Raw genomic sequence first — 17,081 nt, 5'->3', positions numbered from 1 at the left:
TACTGGTTTGATATTTAAAGCATAGCACTAAAAAAGCACCCAACTTGAATAAGTTAGGTGCTTTTTTTATTTTAAAGGTCATTCATAGTGTCTGCTTGAGCAAGACTCCCCTCATAACTCAAAAGCGCTTTCGATGGCATCATCTAGACGCTCCACCGCGATGACGTTAATTCCTTTAAACTGCGCCGCACCTTTTGCAGGCGCATTGGCCTTAGGAATAATAGCATGCTTAAAGCCATGCTTCATAGCTTCTTTGAGCCGTTCTTGTCCATTGGGTACGGGACGGATTTCACCTGAAAGACCCACCTCACCAAACACCGCTAGCGAAGATGGCAAAGCGCGCTCTTTGATACTTGACGCGCACGCAAGTAATACCGCCAGATCAGAGCCTGTCTCTATCACTTTGACCCCGCCGACGACGTTGACATAAACGTCTTGACCGCTGGTATGGATACCACCATGACGATGCATCACTGCCAGCAGCATCGATAAACGCTGAAAATCTAACCCCAATGCCATGCGCCTAGGCGATCCTTGTGAGTCGTCCACCAATGCCTGCACCTCAACCAATAGCGGTCTTGTGCCTTCGCGGCTGACCATCACCACTGAGCCTGCGACAGGCTTGTCGTAACGGCTCAAAAAAATTGCTGAAGGGTTCGCCACTTCTTTGAGACCTAAATCTGTCATACCAAAGATACCCAGCTCGTTGACTGCGCCAAAACGGTTTTTGACTGCGCGAATCATCCGAAAACGAGAGTCTGACTGCCCCTCAAAGTACAGCACCGTATCGACCATGTGCTCAAGTACGCGCGGGCCTGCAAGTGTACCCTCTTTGGTCACATGACCGACCAAAAATAACGCGGTACCTGTCTGTTTGGCATAACGGGTCAACATCGCGGCTGACTCTCGAATCTGACTGACGCCGCCCGGTGCCGAGCTAATGGCGTCGGTATAAATGGTCTGAATAGAGTCAATAATCGCAATCGCCGGTTGCTCTTGGGTCAATGCGGCACAGATGGTCTCTACATTGGTCTCCGCCAATACTCGCAATCTATCGGCTGGCAGCTCTAAGCGTTTGGCACGCATAGCGACCTGAGCCAATGATTCTTCGCCCGTCACGTACAGCGCACTACCCGCCAACGAGTCGGCGCGCGCCATATTGGTCGCTGTCTGTAAAAGAATGGTTGACTTGCCGATACCCGGATCACCACCGATCAGCACCACTGAGCCTGCGACCAAGCCGCCACCTAGCACACGATCGAACTCGCTGATACCTGTCGGCAAGCGTGTATCCAATGTGACGCTCACCGCATTGAGTGGCATCACCGCACTATGTGTCCCTGAGTAATTGCCGGTCGCAGCAGTACTGGCAGTACTGGCCGTACGAGGAGTGCCACGGCTGGCCGTAGATTTTGCCGCGCTTTTGTTATGATGCGGCATGCTGACATTTGGGGCTTCGACCAAACTATTCCATTCACTACAATCGCTACACTGCCCTGCCCATTTACCAAAATGCGCACCGCAGCTTTGACAAACATAACTGCTCTTATTTTTTGCCATAATTTATGAGCCTATTTTAGGTGTTTGATTGATAATACCAATAAACTGAGTACCTAGCCCCCATCATGGTAAAAAAGTATGAAAGATGAATGGCTTATACTTGGAAGTCTTTACCCAAGTACACTGACTTCACCAACTCATTTTCTAGCACTTCACAAGAGGTACCTTCAGCGATAATGGCACCTTCTGAGACGATATAGGCTTTTTCACAGATGGCCAATGTGTCTCGCACATTATGGTCAGTAATCAGGACGCCGATACCGCGATTTTTTAGGGTCAAAATCACGTCTTTGATATCGCCGACAGAGATAGGATCTACCCCAGCAAACGGCTCATCTAACAAAATAAACTTCGGGTCAGCCGCTAGAGCACGGGCAATCTCACAGCGGCGGCGCTCACCACCAGAGACGCTCATACCCAAAGATTTGCGCACATGCTCTAAATGGAACTCACCGATGAGTTTTTCAAGCTCTTGGCGCTGCTGAGCGGCACTTAGTTCTGTTCGCGTCTGTAAGATCGCCAAAATATTGTCTTCGATAGAGAGTTTGCGAAATATTGAAGCCTCTTGCGGCAGATACCCAATACCTGCCCGCGCACGCTCATGCATGGCGTATTTGGACAGATCCATCTTACCGAGTGTCACGCGGCCTTTGTCCATATTGACCAGCCCGACCACCATATAAAAACTGGTGGTTTTACCAGCACCGTTTGGGCCTAGCAGTCCCACCACTTGCCCTTGTTCGACAGAAAACGAGACGTCCTTGACGACCCAGCGCTTTCCGTAGCGCTTACCCAAGTTTTGCATAGACAGTCGGGTGCTTGAGACCGAGGCTTGCGGGGCGACTACAGGGTCAATACTTTGATTATCACTCATAACTTACTCATGTTTTGCAAAATTCAGGCACGATGACAAAAGCTGCTTTGCCGTCTAACGTATACCACTTTGGCTGCTATTGGCATTGGGCGGAAATACCAGCTCTACGCGCTGATTACCACCGGCAGTGGCCTCAACATCGCCGGCTTTTAGACTATAACGAATGACATTACCTGCAAAACTTGCGCCGTTTTGCACCAGTCTGGCATTACCAGTCAGCGTGATGATGCCAGTGACGGCATTATAATCAATCTTATTGGCTTGACCTTTTGCTAGGCCTTTTTCTCGTGTCACGATTTGCTGCATCGTCGCTGGTCGGCCGGTCGCCACCGCTGAGTTGATACTGCGCTGCTGAGATAGGTTGACCGTGATATTATCTGCGGTCATCTTAAAAGTCCCTTGAGTAATAATCACGTTGCCTGCATAGCTGGTGACCCCTGTACGCTCGCTATACGTGGCCTTGTCTGCCAATAGTTTGATCGGCTGGTTGGCATCTGATGGCAGAGCGTGGCTATAAAGCGGCAGCGCAACCAGCATGAGCATCGGTAGCGCGCGCAGCGTAGACAAAAATTTAGGTTTCATAAACATCACTCGTCTCATAATAGGTAGAAGGACTTGCAGCTAACTGGGCACTGTAAACTGTAAACTGTAAACAGCCACTTTAAAACAGGGCCTTGTCCTGACGCTGAGCTGGTGTAAAGGCGACCGCTACTTGCCCAAATTCATAATCACCAGTCTCGAGATTGGCTGTCATAGTGGCCGCTTCAAAACGATTTGCCCCTTGTTCGATTTTCACAGGTGCTTCGCTATACACTTGTTCTGATTTGGTATTGCCCTTTAGCGTACTGCCCGTCACCTTGATAGGTTCGACCTCTTTATCCGGATTGCCTTCACTGATGAGGGTAAAACCGCCAGACAAGCTAAGCTCCCCTGTCTGCTGGCTGATAGCGGCACTCCCAGCCTCAATACGATAGCGCTGCTCGGCAGATGGTTCCCAGTTCATGGTAATACCGGACATCTCATCGAGATTGGTCACAGGGTTGTGGGTCAATGATTCGGCGGTCAGCTCGTATTCTGTCTCGCCTTGCTCGTTGGTCTGCACAGCCTTGATGTCCGTTGCTTCATAGTCGACATCGGTCGCTTCCATACTGACCGGCGGGGTTATCTCGCCTTGTTGCTGAAAAAACCAACCAGCGATACCAGCGATAATCAATGCCAGAACAATTAATACACGTGTATTCACAGTTCCTCATCCCCAGTTTGCGTTTGCTCAAGTGTATAGTGCGCTATAAAATCCTGATAGTGCCCATGGCCCTTTAAAATCAAATCGCATATCTCGCGTACCGCACCTGTACCACCAGCTCGCGTCGTCACCATGTCGCTGCGCTTGATAACCTCGGCATGGGCATTAGGGACAGTGGCGGCAAACCCTACGGTCTGCATCGCTTTGATGTCCGGTAAATCATCGCCCATATAAGCACAGTCTGCTGCTGTGATGTTGAGCGCAGGATCCAGCATCGCTAACAACTCAGTCAATGCAATCAGTTTATCATCACGACCTTGTACGACATAATCCACACCCATCTCACGGGCACGCTTGTCGACCATAGGACTGCTGCGCCCTGTGATAATGGCAGTCAAAATACCATAGCGCGCCAACGACTTGACGCCGACACCATCTTGTACAGAAAAAGCCTTGGTCTCGGTGCCATTGGCATCATAAATGATTTGACCGTTTGATAAGATACCATCGACATCCATCACCAAAAGTTTGACTCTTCCTGCTTTTTTGATTAAGTCTTGCATGATATCTCTCTTTTATTATGTTATAGATAATGATTAAACTGCATGCACTGTAGCGGCTAATGAGCTTGGTTTTTGTTTAGTGGCGCTTTGTCTTACTTTCTGTACTTTTCGCAATAAAAGTTATTTTACACCAGCCTTTAGTAGATCATGCAAGGTAATGATGGCCTCTAAACGGTCTTGCTCATCGATGATGAGTAGCTGACTGATGCCATTTTCGTTCATCACGCTTAGCGCATCTGATGCTCGCATGGTTTTACTGACGCGGCGAGGATTACTGACCATCACCTCATGCATCGGTGTTTGTAAATCGATGCCTTTTTCTAAGCCGCGGCGTAAGTCCCCGTCGGTGAAAACGCCAACCACTCTATCGCTGTCATCAATCACCACCGTCATACCCAAACGCCCAGCTGACATCGTAAAGAGGGCGTCTTGTAAAGGCGCTTGCTGATGAATAAGCGGCAAGTCTTCAGACTTGGAGTGCATCAAGTCTTCCACGCGAGTCAGTAGCTGACGACCAAGCGCGCCTGCTGGATGCGACAACGCAAAATCTTCTGAGGTAAAATTACGCGCATGTACCAACGCCACTGCCAACGCATCACCTAATGCCAACGTCGCTGTGGTACTAGAAGTCGGCGCTAAATTCAGCGGGCAAGCTTCTTGCGACTTGCCGAGCGTCAATACGATGTCCGCTGAACGGGGCAACATGCCACGCTTATCACGGCTGATACTGATCAGCGGAATCTCTAGACGCTTGACCACGGGAAGTAGCATCTTGATCTCATCTGACTCGCCAGAGTTGGAGATGGCAAGCAGCACATCACCTTTGACCAGCATCCCTAAGTCGCCATGCCCTGCCTCGCCTGGGTGCATAAAAAACGCAGGCGTACCAGTCGAGGCAAAGGTCGCCGCTATCTTGCGCCCGATCAGTCCCGACTTACCCATCCCCGTCACCACCACACGACCCTGACAGGCCAAAATAATATCGCAGGCTTGGGCAAATCGATCATCTATCTGCTCTGTCAACAATGCCAACGCAGAAATTTCCGTATTGATGGCTTCAATAGCAGTGCTGATAAATTGCTCGTGGGTGAGATTGCTTTGGGTATTACTCATGGATCCGCTCTATTGTTATCATGAATCAATTGTCTATTTTACTATACTATCGTCAATATTAATAATATCTTCAAACGTACTGAGAGGCGCGGGTATTAGAGTATCAACGCCCCATTCCATTGCTTGTAAAACCATAAAAAATCATATAAAAAAACCCACTATAAAGCAGGTTTTAATTCAATCAGTCGTATCGCATCACGGCGTTTATCCTGTACTAAGCCGCCTAGCCGTTATCGTCGTGCGACCCTTCGTCTGCGGGCGATTCAAAGCCGCGGTCTTGACCAAATCCACCGCGCTCAAATCCACGATCTTGACCGAAGCTACCACGCTCAAACCCGCGATCTTGGCCTTGACCAAAGCCGCCACGGTTAAAACCGCTACGACTCGAAGCAAACCCACGCTCTTCAAAGCCGCCGACACCCGCAGGATTGCCGCCTCGTTCAAACCCGCCGCCTTGATAACCAGTTGGACTAACACCTTGTGTTTGACTACCCGTGCCAGTAGTGCCGCTACGTGGGTTGCGTGCTGGCACTACTGTCGAGATGGCATGCTTGTAAACCATTTGACTGACCGTGTTTTTGAGCAGTACCACGTATTGATCAAACGATTCGATTTGACCTTGCAGCTTGATACCATTAACCAAAAAGATAGAGACAGGAATGCGATCTTTGCGCAGCGAATTCAAGAACGGATCTTGTAAAGTTTGTCCTTTTGACATGAAGTCTCTCCTAAATATTATATAATTATGTTTTGAGTGCCAATTATTTTAAGTGTGGCTTTCATTATAATGGCTGAAGATAGATACAATGATACGCTTTCATCAAACGCATCCAAATAAACACGCATGCTATGTGAGTCATTCTACTTTATCGCGAATACGCTTTTCTTGTGAATACGCTTTTCTTGTGAATAATTAAGTAACCACTTGTTTCACAAAGACTTTCTATAAACAAAGGTCAGTCAATACCCATAAAAAACCGCAATAACTAGGCAATTCCTACTAGTTTACTAGGTTTAAATTATACCAGTTATCTACATTGTATTTTGAAACTAATTGTCATTATTTTTTACATATTGATAAAACATGCGTTAATACAAGTAATCTCTGACGTGGGCCATGGTATCGAATGTCTGTAGCGTGATTGGATGAACGGCTTGTCGATCGTTAGGATGGGCAAGCGAGTGTGTGCTATCGACCCACGTATCAGACAGGGTTGGCAGCTGCGTGAGCTTGCGTAGCCATGTGTATTGACGCTTTGCCAGCTGCCGAGTGGCATATAATGCCTTATTTTGCATTTGCTGACAAGCAAGCCGCTGCCGCTCACTAGTAGAGACAGCCACTTGATCTTGTGATGACGGGGTTAAAAAAGCATCATAAAACAGCGCTTTGTCTAAGTGGCTGTACTCAAAGACTGGGTGCTCAATCTGGACGAGATACTCTAACACTTGCCGATAGCCAACGCAGCGCATCGAGGGCATGTTAGGCGTTAACGAATGACGCTCAAGCAGGCCTAGGACTTCAGCAACCAGCCCTTCTTGCCACATGATATCCAAGCGCTGCTCGATGCGCTGATGTAAACACGAGCGCTCTGGTATGACGGCCAGCGCATGCCATTGTTGGTCTGTATTGTGCGCGAGGGCTTGTTTGGGCTGCTGCTGCCAGTCACTGATCGCTGTATCCGTTTGCAGATACACCTCGACCGCGCGAGTGATACGCTGCGTATCAGTGGCATTGAGACGCCGATGACTGATCGGATCCACCTTTTCCAAATAGCCATACAGCGCGTCGATACCGTCCTCTTGCCGCCACTGCTCTACGCACAGGCGTACTGTCTCATCACTATCCGGCACAGGTGAGAGCCCATCTAGCAGCGCCATGTAATACATCATGGTACCGCCGACCAGTAGTGGTATTTTGCCGTTTTGATGACAGGCTTCAATCAGCCGCGCCACATCACTGACAAACTCCGCGACGCTATAGCTTTGCACAGGATCAATAATATCGACCAAATGATGCGGATAACGCGCCAGCTCCTTTGTTGTGGGCTTGGCGGTTCCGATATTCATCTCACGATATATCAGTGCTGAGTCCACTGATATTAGCTCATAGCGTCCTGTGTCGTATAGCTCATACGCTAGCGCGGTCTTGCCACTGGCGGTAGGCGCCATCAAACACACCACGCTGTTGTCCGCCAAATTGGGATTTAAGCGATAAGACGAGCTATCAGAGGAGAGTTGCATAAAACGACCTTTATAAATGATTTTTATATAAATTGCGAGCCAACGCCGTACTAACTGCCTTACACATGCTAAAGCACAATGGCTAATCGCAGAGTATATGATAATTATTGTAGGGTTTTTATGATAAGGCTGATGAGTGGTTGGCTATAGAAGACGAGTACTGGTGATATGGTTATGATACTGACGGCGCGGCGGCTGATAGCATCCATGCGATTAACTGACTGCCCGCTACCGAATAAATGGCATGGTTATTTAGCAAAGCCTGTAAGTCAGCCTTAAATGCCAACGCATCTGGCATCGACATCCGCTGCCCTATCTCGCTTAGTTGCTGATTGATATCAGTGGCAATGCAAGCTTGATCTGTATCAGTACTATCCGTCCACCTATTGGGCGCAAACAGCAAGCTAAGCTGCGACTGCCATACGGCGGCACTGACAATCGAGCATTGACCTTGATGATAAAACAGCAACCACGGCAATGTATCTTTATCTATAAATGTGTCTTTATCTATATTTGTAGCAGCAGAGTCCATGAGAGGCTCGATATTATGCAAGCTGTCCAAATGGATTACCTCTAAACAGACGAGGTCTAAATAAAACGTTTTTAACCCATACTCTGTAGAGGCCACCTGCGGTGCGGCATCCCTTGACTTACCCGGCGTCTTAGTCAACGTCTTAGTCGGGTCCTTGCCTACTGGCGTCACCGTTGCCGTGCTATCTGGGTTTTTGGATAGCTCATAGGGCTGCTGGTATTCACTGACTCGTCTGCTGGACTGCGGATACTGCAACCGTGATGAGCTATTGTGATGATTATTGGTGGCTACTGCAGATGACAGCCAACGCTCAGCATCTGACCTATTGTCTGAGCGGCTATTGGTAGCATTGTAATTTGCTGATCGCTTATCTTTTTTGTGAGTAGGCTCATCTGGCAGCTGCGCAGGCATAATGGGCTTTAGCTTAGCACGAACCGCATGATTGAGATGCGCCATGATGTTGTTTAAAGGACTGATCTTAATGCGCTGTTTGGTCGGGTGTACATTGATATTGAGCCACTCGGCTGGCAACTCAAAATATAGCGCATAACCCAGACCTGCCAGCCGCGCGCTTTGAGCCAATTGACGCAGCTGATTGCTGATAATCGGCTCTTTGACCAAACGGCCATTGACGTAGAGTAGCTTTGGCATACTCTGTTCCGACGCCACTTGTGTCTCGACACTGGGCCACAGCCAGCCATGGACACGGGCTCTATCACCCCACCCCAACCCAGCATCAGACACGAAAGACTGCTGTAGTAGACCCGACAGATCAAGCATAATCTCAAGCGCATTGGTCGTCAAAGCAACCCCCAATGCTTGCTCTAGCCGTGATAACGATAACGGGTTTGGACTGTTTTGATGGGCATTAGCACTGCAGTTGGTCGCCCAATCTGCCGCCTGATTACGCTCGGTTGGCATTCCATGAGAGGTCATCGGGTTGGATGAGAGTAATAGTCGTTTTTTATTATCATGAAACAAACTCAGTGCTACGTCTGCGCGAGCCAAAGCCACATCACGAACAATCGCCTCAATATGACCAAACTCTGTGGCAATAGATTTAAGATTGCTGCGCCGAGCAGGAACATTAAAGTACAAATCTTTGACCGTAATCGTCGTCCCACGATGATGCACCACGGGCGTGAGCGTCGGTACATCAGCCAGCACGCCTGCAACCTGTAACTGACGGCCGACGCCGCTATCGTCAGGACTACTGGTCAAGGTTAAGCGAGAAACCGCCGCCGTCGCAGCCAATGCTTCCCCGCGAAACCCCAACGTCGTAATCCCTTGTAGATTGGCCACATCTGCAATCTTACTGGTCGCATGACGGGTAATCGCCATCACCATATCATCAGGATGAATGCCAGTACCGTTATCTATCACCTCGATCATGCCCATGCCGCCTTGGGTCACCCGTATCTCAATGTCGCTTGCGCCAGCATCAATGGCGTTTTCTAGCAACTCCTTTACCACGGCAGCCGGGCGCGTCACCACTTCACCTGCGGCCAATTGATTGACCAGCAGCGGTGGTAGTTTTTTGATACGGGTCTGAGGAGGAGTCTCTGGCATTTAAAAGGTATCGTTATGGCATTAAAAAAGCAAAGTAGACAAAAGCTAAATATGTAAAGCAGACAGATCTATGCCTTGCGCCTGCCCTACTCTGGATAGACGCAGCTCAACATGCCGATACTCTGTGTCGTTATCACAGTCATCGCTGGTGGCTTGCGTTATGTCGATAAATACGCTGGGCGGCGGCAAGTAGCTGTCTGCTCGGCTAGCCCACTCTATAATAACCAGCGCATTTGGCTCATCTAGATACTCATCAAAGCCGATAAAAGACAGCTCTTCTGGATCTTGTAGCCTATAAAGATCGGCGTGATAGACCGGTTTTATTGAGCCATCGCTTTGTGCGATCGCATACGGCTCTACCAATGTATAAGTCGGGCTTTTGACTGCTCCTGTATGACCAAGCGCTTGTAACCAGTAGCGGGTCAAGGTCGTCTTGCCCGCGCCCAAATCACCTGCCAGCCACACACTGCCACTTAGCGATAGCGCTGCTAACTGCGCCGCCAAATGCTGGGTGTCATCTTCTGTACGCAGCGTCAACGTTTTGGTGTTTTTGGCTGCTTCTGTATTACTCGACATCACGATTACCTGCCTGTACTTGCATGGTGACTGAAGGATTGGTAAAGCGCTCACCGCGGATGAGCTTGGCATAAAGCTCAGGATCATGCCATTCGCTTCGTACTTGCTCACTAAACTCAAAATCTTCTAAAATAAGCTTACCCATTTGCGCGTTTGCCACATCATCAGAAAAGCACTGAGCGTAACCTGTGGCTGTTTCGTGGGCTATCACCGAGTACACACTGACGTCTGCCTCGCCGTTTTGCATTTGCGTCTGCGCTAGGATTTCTTGCGCCCAAAAAAATATCACGCGCGAAAACTGCTCAGCTGAGGGTGACACTGGCAAACTGATCCAGCGCGCGCTGAATTTTTTGCAAGCAGCGATATACTCAGGATCGTCTTTGTTCCAAAAACAAATGGCATGATCAAAGCTATCAATGATGTCTTTGATCGAGGATTTTAATAAACCAAAATCATAGACCATCTGCCCGTGATCCAAACGCGTGGCCTCAAGTATCAGCTCAATCTGATAGCTATGACCATGAATAGAGTGCTTGCAACGCTCTGAGCTGCAGTTACGCACAATATGAGCGTTTTCAAATTTAAACAGTTTACGAATACGCATGATAATCAACCAAAAAAGTAAGCATCTTCATGCTAACTATGAATACTATAAATCGTTTGCCGTGAAGTCGTTTGCCGTGCTAACTTATCAGCCTGTGGCCCATTATAGCAAATCAAGATGACTCCGTAAGTAAGCACTGACGAATACATGCATTATTGCCTGCCATATTATATTTAGCAGGTTATAATTGTCTGCTGTTTGTTTTAGCTGTTATCGCAGTCGCAGGGTCGCGCCTAAGACTGTGGTCGAATTTTTATGAGGAATTTAGCGTCATGATGCGTATTGGATTGTTTTTATTAACTAACTTAGCGGTGATCGTAGTATTTAGCATCGTGTTTGGGATTTTGTCCCGATTTTTTGGGGTTGGTGGCGTACATAGCGCAGGCGGGATAAACTATGCCAGCCTAGCCATTATGTGCGGTGTCTACGGTATGGTCGGGTCGATGGTATCGTTATTTATCTCCAAATGGATGGCAAAAAGATCAACGGGAACGGTGGTCATTGAGGCACCAAGCAATGCCACTGAACAATGGCTGATAGATACGGTCGCCAAACAAGCGCGCGCGGTCAATATCGATATGCCTGAGGTTGGTATTTTTAACAACTCGCAGCCCAATGCGTTTGCTACAGGCTGGAATAAAAATAAAGCGCTGGTTGCCGTCTCATCGGGTCTACTCCAGAGTATGACTGCAGATGAAGTAGAAGCGGTATTGGCGCATGAGATTGGTCATGTGGCCAATGGCGATATGGTCACACTTGCGCTCATTCAAGGGGTGATAAACGCCTTTGTGATGTTCTTTGCGCGTATTATCGGTAATTTCGTCGATCGCACTGTGTTTAAAAATGAAGGAGATGGCCCTGGTATCGGTTACTTTGTCACCAGTATCGTGATGGATATCTTGCTAGGATTTTTGGCATCTGCCATCGTTATGTGGTTCTCACGCCTGCGCGAGTTTCGTGCTGATGAGATGGGCGCCAAACTTGCTAGCCGTGACAAGATGATCAGCGCACTAGATGCCCTGCGTCCTGCTGAGCAGCGTCCAGACCAGATGCCTGAGAGCATGAAAGCCTTTGCTATCGCGTCTGGGCAGTCTACAGGCTTTAGTATTGCAAACCTTTTCCGCTCACACCCAACGCTGGATGATCGTATTGCGGCGCTGAGAAAGTACAGTCCTAGTGAAGCGTAAGCCATTGCTCTAAAACGACAGATAATAGTAGATATCAGTATCAGCGCTGCTATTATCTTGTAAAACCAAGCATAAAAAAAGCCTATCTAAAAAAGATAGGCTTTCTATTAAATAAACTTACTGACTAAATATCGAACTCAAGCGCTCTATCACCATTGGCGTCTTGAATACGGGTTGGCAAGCCAATCTGATTGAGTAGATTGATAAATGGCTTGGCATCCAGCTCTTCGACATTGACCATCTTGCCCGCGTCCCATTCGCCAGTGGCGACGAGCATCGCCGCAGCGACAGGTGGTACGCCTGCGGTATAAGAGATACCTTGGCTACCAACTTCATTGTAGGCGTCTTTATGGTCTGAGACATTATAAATAAACACCTCAGTATCGACGCCATTGATTTTACCTTTGACCTTGTCACCGATGCAGGTCTTGCCGGTATAGTTTGGCGCAAGCGAGCTTGGGTCTGGTAGTACCGCTTTGACCACTTTTAGCGGAATCACTTCTTGGCCTTCAGCGGTCGTGACTGGCTGCTCAGACAATAGACCTAGGTTTTGGAGCACGGTAAAGACATTAATATAGTGCTCACCAAAGCCCATCCAAAAACGAATGTTTGGCACATCTAGGTTGGCTGATAAAGAATGAATCTCGTCATGTCCACTCAAGTAGCTGTTTTGCTCGCCAACGACTGGCAAATCGTCAGTACGCTTGACTTCAAACATCTTATTCGACTGCCATTTGCTGTCCTGCCAAGAGTACACCGTACCGGTAAACTCACGGAAATTAATCTCAGGGTCGAAGTTGGTGGCAAAGTACTTACCGTGGCTACCGGCATTGATATCGATAATGTCGATATCGGTCACTGAACCTTTATCCATCATGTCATAGCCCAGACGCGCGTAAGCATTGACCATACCTGGATCAAACCCTGCACCCAAAATCGCCGTGATATTATTGTCGGCACAGCGCTGCTTACGCTTCCATTCGTAGTTGTTATACCATGGCGGCGTCTCACAAATCTTGCGTGGATCTTCATGGATAGCGGTGTCAATATAAGCCGCGCCCGTCTCAATACAAGCTTCTAACACCGTCATATTGATAAATGCCGAGCCGACATTGATTAGGATTTGAATACCGGTATCGTTGATAAGATCAACGACAGCCTGGCTGTCCATGGCATCGACTTGATGGGTATGCAAGACTGCCGCTTGCTTAAAGCTACCTTTGTCCTCGACGCTTTTAGCGATAGCATCACACTTATCTTTGGTACGTGAGGCAATATGAATCTCGCCCAGCACATCGTTGTGCATCGCACATTTATGCGCGACCACTTGCGCGACACCGCCTGCGCCAATGATGAGTACGTTTTTTTTACTAGCTTTGGTTTGATTTGTGTTCAATGAACAATCCTCCTTTGTGTCCCTGTCGATACCATCGATACTGGCTATGCAAAACAGAAACGAGTGAATGATATGCGTGAATTAAAAAGGAAGACCGAGGAAAACCCACGCACCCGTCGAACAAAGCGCCCTTTTTGTAGGCGCTTTGTCCGACGCGATTATAACAATTTTTATTCGGTTGTCGATAAAAATAATATAGAAAAAACCAATGAACTTAAAGTTTGAACCCTTACCCTTAAGTCTTTGTTTTTGATAAATTAATTTTAACAACGAAGCCTGCTACTAAGACAAGCTGGCTTTGTAATCTTGATAATCAAATTCGCGCTGCACATCAATACTGCCATCTAGACGTCGAATCACAATCGCTGGCATATTAACACCATTAAACCAGTTTTTCTTAACCATGGTATAGCCTGCCGCATTACCAAACGCAACGGTGTCGCCCACTTGCAGCTCATGCGCCAAAGCATACTCGCCAAAGATATCGCCTGCCAAACAGGAGCGTCCATAGATAATAGTATTGTCAGCAGCCTCTTGTTGCGCCTGATCGACAGGCATCACCTCCACTGACTCTGCATTGACAGAAGTGATTGGCGCAGACTCGCGATAAATCAGCAAATCAAGCATATGCGCCTCGATCGAGGCATCAACGACGGCGAGGTTTTTGTCATTGTGCATGGTATCCAGCACTGTCGTAACCAGCGTGCCAGCGCCATGAATACTCGCCTCACCTGGCTCAAGATAGACTTGGACGCCGTATTTTTCACTAAAACCTTTTAGTCTGTCGGCTAATTTTTCTAGCGGATAACTAGGTGCGATAAAGTGAATACCGCCGCCCAAACTCACCCACTCTAGCTGCGCTAAAATATCACCAAACCTGTCTTCGATATCAGCCAAGCTTGCGCTAAACGCCTCAAAGCTATCGTTTTCACAGTTGTTATGAATCATGACCCCTGTGATATCACCAAGCACCGCGGCAATCTTATCTTTGTCATGCTCACCAAGACGGCTAAAAGGACGGGCAGGATCAGCGATGATAAACGACGAATTACTGGTTTTTGGGTTTAAGCGTAGCCCGACTGGAATGTCCTGTGCATGCGCTTTATCTTTAAAGGCATGCAACTGCGAGATGGAGTTAAAAATAATCTTGTCCGCGTAGCTTAATACTTCGTCGATTTCATCCAAGCTATAGGCGACACTATAGGCATGGGTTTCTTTTTTATCACTGTTATTGGCATCACGGTTATTACCAAAAGTCTCATAGCCCAAACGCACTTCATTGAGTGACGATGAAGTCGTACCATGCAAATAAGGCTGCATCACATCAAACACGCCCCACGTGGCAAAACACTTGAGCGCAAGCAAAGCCTTGGCACCAGACAACTCACACAGACGTGCGATAATCTGCATATTGGCAACGATTGCCGCTTCATCAAGCAAATAATAAGGCGTAGGTAGAGAAGATAAATCAGAGGTTATTACAGTGTTTTCAACATTCATAAGTGGTTACCTAATCGCTGCGGTTGGCATCATGACAGATATAAATAATTGCGCTATAGTAGACTAAATTCACTATAATTAGAATATCTTATGTCATTATCAACCGATTATTCCAGTGCAGCGAGCCAAGCCAATTTATCTCAGCTTGAACCAAAAAATATCAATTTAGCGCATCTTGATGCCGATGCGCGGGCGGTTTTAGATTTTTGGTTTGATAAAGACAATGAGGCATATTGGTTTGAAAAAAACGATGCCTTTGATCAAAGAATAAGAGAAAAATTTGGTAAGATTTGGCAAGCCGCCAAACAAGGCGAATGTGTCACCTGGCGTATCGCCAACGCCGCAGCAGATAGCAACAGCTCCATCACTGCTCTAGCAGGACGCTTGGCTGAGATTATTGTGCTCGATCAGTTTTCGCGCAATCTGTGCCGCGGGCAAGCCAATGCCTTTGCACAAGATGGTATGGCACTGGTATTGGCGCAAGAAGCCATTCAACAACCACATTTCGATACCCTCCCCGCGCAGTGGCGAAAATTTATGATTATGCCATTTATGCACTCTGAATCTTTGATGGTTCATGAGCGCTACTTGCCGCTCTTTGAGCAGTTAGATGACGCGATGACACTCGACTTTGAGCACCGTCATAAAGATATTATCGAGCAGTTTGGCCGCTATCCGCACCGTAACGATATATTGGACCGAGAGTCGACAGCGGCAGAAGAAGCCTTTTTAGAACAACCAAACTCATCGTTCTAAGTCTTTTCGCTTCTTAGAAGAAGGGCTGGATCAGCAATTTTATTCAGCCCTTCTTTTATGGCGCGGCGTTCGACAAAGCATCTCCTAGTAGTTCACTTCACCTGTGGTAAAACTAAACGACTGCTGCTGTAAGATTTTATTATCAATCAATACCTCATAGCTGACACGATATTCAGTATTGCCATAGAGTCCGCACTGCTGGCTTTGATCTTGCCGGCGTGCAATCTCACAGCTTTTTAAATCATCGGTCATTGGCAATGATAAAAATAAAAAAGCATACCTCATCAAATAAGTTCATTAAAGCTTACAAAACGTAAATTCATTACCTTAGAGTCGCCTAAAAAATACTCGCTGTCAGTGCCATGGTTGAATGTGCAACACGCCCTAACGATAACAAGCATAGTCGGCGTTTAGCATTCGCTCTCCAGCGCCTTTCTTATAGGGGCAAAGCTGCGGCGATGCTCTGGTAACACACCAAGCGTCGCAACGGCTGCCATATGAGCGCGCGTTGGATAGCCTTTGTGTTTAGCGATGCCATACTCAGGATACTGCGCATCTAAGTCATACATGGCCTTATCACGGCTCACCTTTGCCAATATACTGGCCGCGGCGATACTGGTATGAAGGCCATCGCCCTTGACCCATGCTTGACAGTCGAGCATGGCGGGCGCTATACCTGCCTTGGCAATCTTACTAACGTCTAAATCAGGGCAGCGATTGCCATCGATTAGCACTTCGATAGAGCGATGACCGACAGCGGTCAAATGGGCGGCAATTGCTTGTAGCAGCTCCTCGGTACATAAACGCATACCGAGCATCGTCGCCTGCAAAATATTGATTTGGTCGATGACGGCGGCCGGTATCTCCGCGATGATATACCCAGCCGCATACTGCTGCACCAAGGGGTAGAGCCTGTCACGCTTTTTTTCACTCAACTGCTTGGAGTCAGTCAATACAGACAGCGGGGTATCCTTTAGCGGCTGCGCTTCTATGAGCCCCGACCACGCGGCAGGTAATAGCGCCGCGGCGACATTGACAGAGCCTAGCAAAGGCCCGCGGCCAGCTTCATCGACACCTATCTGTAGTGGCAAGACCGCGTCCTTTGTCGTCTGCCCATATTGGCTTTGTAGCTCCGAGGTATGTAGTTGACCAGACAAATGGATGGGGGCTGCTAGTTGAATATACTGACCTTTGATATCGACTTGCTCAATACGTATATCAATTGGTATCAAAGGCTGGGCACTACTAGATGGGTTACTCATAACACTGCTATATCTTTTTTTGAGGGGTGAAAGTTGGACTTGGTGACATTACCTTTAGCGTGGCTTTTAGCATTGTTCTTAGTATCGTTTTTAGCATGATTTTTA

17 protein-coding genes are annotated in these 17,081 nt (G+C 47.8%); 2 read left to right on the top strand and 15 right to left on the bottom strand.

Going from position 1 to position 17,081, the window contains the following annotated elements:
* Positions 1-111: 111 nt before the first annotated feature.
* The 11 genes from radA to JMX98_RS09530 all read right to left on the bottom strand — a co-directional run bounded on the left by radA (position 112) and on the right by JMX98_RS09530 (position 10,875).
* Positions 112-1,560: a DNA repair protein RadA gene (gene radA / locus JMX98_RS09580; RefSeq protein WP_201586162.1), complete on the bottom strand. Its 1,449-nt coding sequence runs from the start codon at positions 1,558-1,560 to the stop codon at positions 112-114.
* 94 nt (positions 1,561-1,654) lie between these two features.
* On the bottom strand, positions 1,655-2,434 hold the full coding sequence (lptB, locus tag JMX98_RS09575) for an LPS export ABC transporter ATP-binding protein (RefSeq protein WP_100749706.1): 780 nt from the start codon (positions 2,432-2,434) through the stop codon (positions 1,655-1,657).
* A 54-nt stretch (positions 2,435-2,488) separates the two neighbouring features.
* Positions 2,489-3,016, bottom strand: a complete 528-nt coding sequence (gene lptA, locus JMX98_RS09570) for a lipopolysaccharide transport periplasmic protein LptA (protein ID WP_100749759.1) — start codon at positions 3,014-3,016, stop codon at positions 2,489-2,491.
* 79 nt (positions 3,017-3,095) lie between these two features.
* Entirely contained in the window at positions 3,096-3,677 is a 582-nt protein-coding gene (gene lptC, locus JMX98_RS09565) for an LPS export ABC transporter periplasmic protein LptC (RefSeq protein WP_201586160.1), read from the bottom strand.
* Positions 3,674-4,240 carry a KdsC family phosphatase gene (locus JMX98_RS09560; RefSeq protein WP_201586158.1) on the bottom strand — a complete coding sequence of 189 codons (567 nt, stop codon included), beginning with the start codon at positions 4,238-4,240 and terminating at the stop codon, positions 3,674-3,676. Before JMX98_RS09560 ends, lptC begins: the two co-directional genes overlap by 4 nt.
* A gap of 120 nt (positions 4,241-4,360) precedes the next feature.
* The gene (locus JMX98_RS09555) at positions 4,361-5,353 is read right to left on the bottom strand and encodes a KpsF/GutQ family sugar-phosphate isomerase (protein WP_198336984.1); all 993 of its coding nucleotides are present in this window, start codon (positions 5,351-5,353) and stop codon (positions 4,361-4,363) included.
* Positions 5,354-5,576: 223 nt separating this feature from the next.
* Positions 5,577-6,071 (bottom strand): RNA chaperone Hfq, encoded by a 495-nt coding sequence (gene hfq, locus JMX98_RS09550; RefSeq protein WP_075100954.1) that lies wholly within the window; start codon positions 6,069-6,071, stop codon positions 5,577-5,579.
* 371 nt (positions 6,072-6,442) lie between these two features.
* On the bottom strand, positions 6,443-7,594 hold the full coding sequence (gene miaA / locus JMX98_RS09545; RefSeq protein WP_201586156.1) for a tRNA (adenosine(37)-N6)-dimethylallyltransferase MiaA: 1,152 nt from the start codon (positions 7,592-7,594) through the stop codon (positions 6,443-6,445).
* A 172-nt stretch (positions 7,595-7,766) separates the two neighbouring features.
* Positions 7,767-9,695 (bottom strand): DNA mismatch repair endonuclease MutL, encoded by a 1,929-nt coding sequence (mutL, locus tag JMX98_RS09540; protein ID WP_201586154.1) that lies wholly within the window; start codon positions 9,693-9,695, stop codon positions 7,767-7,769.
* A 45-nt stretch (positions 9,696-9,740) separates the two neighbouring features.
* Positions 9,741-10,271: a tRNA (adenosine(37)-N6)-threonylcarbamoyltransferase complex ATPase subunit type 1 TsaE gene (gene tsaE, locus JMX98_RS09535; RefSeq protein WP_201586152.1), complete on the bottom strand. Its 531-nt coding sequence runs from the start codon at positions 10,269-10,271 to the stop codon at positions 9,741-9,743.
* Positions 10,261-10,875, bottom strand: a complete 615-nt coding sequence (locus JMX98_RS09530) for a 6-pyruvoyl trahydropterin synthase family protein (RefSeq protein WP_201586149.1) — start codon at positions 10,873-10,875, stop codon at positions 10,261-10,263. Before JMX98_RS09530 ends, tsaE begins: the two co-directional genes overlap by 11 nt.
* Before the next feature lie 272 nt (positions 10,876-11,147).
* Here JMX98_RS09530 and htpX point away from each other — a divergent pair, with 272 nt between their 5' ends.
* Complete coding sequence (gene htpX, locus JMX98_RS09525; protein ID WP_201586147.1) at positions 11,148-12,062, top strand: protease HtpX; 915 nt, start codon at positions 11,148-11,150, stop codon at positions 12,060-12,062.
* Between the two features lie 124 nt (positions 12,063-12,186).
* On the opposite strand, the gene JMX98_RS09520 is transcribed toward htpX, so the two are convergent.
* The gene (locus tag JMX98_RS09520; RefSeq protein ID WP_201586146.1) at positions 12,187-13,458 is read right to left on the bottom strand and encodes a saccharopine dehydrogenase family protein; all 1,272 of its coding nucleotides are present in this window, start codon (positions 13,456-13,458) and stop codon (positions 12,187-12,189) included.
* A gap of 282 nt (positions 13,459-13,740) precedes the next feature.
* Positions 13,741-14,958 carry a carboxynorspermidine decarboxylase gene (gene nspC / locus JMX98_RS09515; RefSeq protein ID WP_201586145.1) on the bottom strand — a complete coding sequence of 406 codons (1,218 nt, stop codon included), beginning with the start codon at positions 14,956-14,958 and terminating at the stop codon, positions 13,741-13,743.
* 90 nt (positions 14,959-15,048) lie between these two features.
* On the opposite strand from nspC, the gene JMX98_RS09510 reads away from it, so the two are divergent.
* Positions 15,049-15,714, top strand: coding sequence for a DUF924 family protein (locus tag JMX98_RS09510; protein WP_201586144.1), 666 nt, complete (start codon positions 15,049-15,051; stop codon positions 15,712-15,714).
* Positions 15,715-15,798: 84 nt separating this feature from the next.
* On the opposite strand, the gene JMX98_RS09505 is transcribed toward JMX98_RS09510, so the two are convergent.
* Together JMX98_RS09505 and JMX98_RS09500 are read right to left on the bottom strand one after the other, a co-directional pair.
* Positions 15,799-15,999 (bottom strand): hypothetical protein, encoded by a 201-nt coding sequence (locus JMX98_RS09505; RefSeq protein ID WP_201586143.1) that lies wholly within the window; start codon positions 15,997-15,999, stop codon positions 15,799-15,801.
* A gap of 125 nt (positions 16,000-16,124) precedes the next feature.
* A complete protein-coding gene (locus tag JMX98_RS09500) occupies positions 16,125-16,976 on the bottom strand; it encodes a ribonuclease HII (protein WP_201586142.1) in 852 nt (283 codons plus the stop codon).
* Positions 16,977-17,081: the final 105 nt, after the last annotated feature.

The sequence above is a fragment of the Psychrobacter sp. HII-4 genome (assembly GCF_904846595.1).
Taxonomy (GTDB): domain Bacteria; phylum Pseudomonadota; class Gammaproteobacteria; order Pseudomonadales; family Moraxellaceae; genus Psychrobacter; species Psychrobacter celer.
This window is presented reverse-complemented; position numbering and strand designations above follow the sequence as displayed.

Excerpts from the sequence above, each read along its gene's own strand:
- mutL (WP_201586154.1), bottom strand. The coding sequence starts at position 9,695 with ATGCCAGAGACTCCTCCTCAGACCCGTATCAAAAAACTACCACCGCTG.
- radA (WP_201586162.1), bottom strand. The coding sequence starts at position 1,560 with ATGGCAAAAAATAAGAGCAGTTATGTTTGTCAAAGCTGCGGTGCGCAT.
- JMX98_RS09560 (WP_201586158.1), bottom strand. The coding sequence starts at position 4,240 with ATGCAAGACTTAATCAAAAAAGCAGGAAGAGTCAAACTTTTGGTGATG.
- lptA (WP_100749759.1), bottom strand. The coding sequence starts at position 3,016 with ATGAAACCTAAATTTTTGTCTACGCTGCGCGCGCTACCGATGCTCATG.
- JMX98_RS09530 (WP_201586149.1), bottom strand. The coding sequence starts at position 10,875 with ATGCGTATTCGTAAACTGTTTAAATTTGAAAACGCTCATATTGTGCGT.
- JMX98_RS09555 (WP_198336984.1), bottom strand. The coding sequence starts at position 5,353 with ATGAGTAATACCCAAAGCAATCTCACCCACGAGCAATTTATCAGCACT.
- tsaE (WP_201586152.1), bottom strand. The coding sequence starts at position 10,271 with ATGTCGAGTAATACAGAAGCAGCCAAAAACACCAAAACGTTGACGCTG.
- nspC (WP_201586145.1), bottom strand. The coding sequence starts at position 14,958 with ATGAATGTTGAAAACACTGTAATAACCTCTGATTTATCTTCTCTACCT.
- miaA (WP_201586156.1), bottom strand. The coding sequence starts at position 7,594 with ATGCAACTCTCCTCTGATAGCTCGTCTTATCGCTTAAATCCCAATTTG.
- JMX98_RS09505 (WP_201586143.1), bottom strand. The coding sequence starts at position 15,999 with ATGAGGTATGCTTTTTTATTTTTATCATTGCCAATGACCGATGATTTA.
- lptB (WP_100749706.1), bottom strand. The coding sequence starts at position 2,434 with ATGAGTGATAATCAAAGTATTGACCCTGTAGTCGCCCCGCAAGCCTCG.
- JMX98_RS09510 (WP_201586144.1), top strand. The coding sequence starts at position 15,049 with ATGTCATTATCAACCGATTATTCCAGTGCAGCGAGCCAAGCCAATTTA.
- htpX (WP_201586147.1), top strand. The coding sequence starts at position 11,148 with ATGATGCGTATTGGATTGTTTTTATTAACTAACTTAGCGGTGATCGTA.
- hfq (WP_075100954.1), bottom strand. The coding sequence starts at position 6,071 with ATGTCAAAAGGACAAACTTTACAAGATCCGTTCTTGAATTCGCTGCGC.
- JMX98_RS09500 (WP_201586142.1), bottom strand. The coding sequence starts at position 16,976 with ATGAGTAACCCATCTAGTAGTGCCCAGCCTTTGATACCAATTGATATA.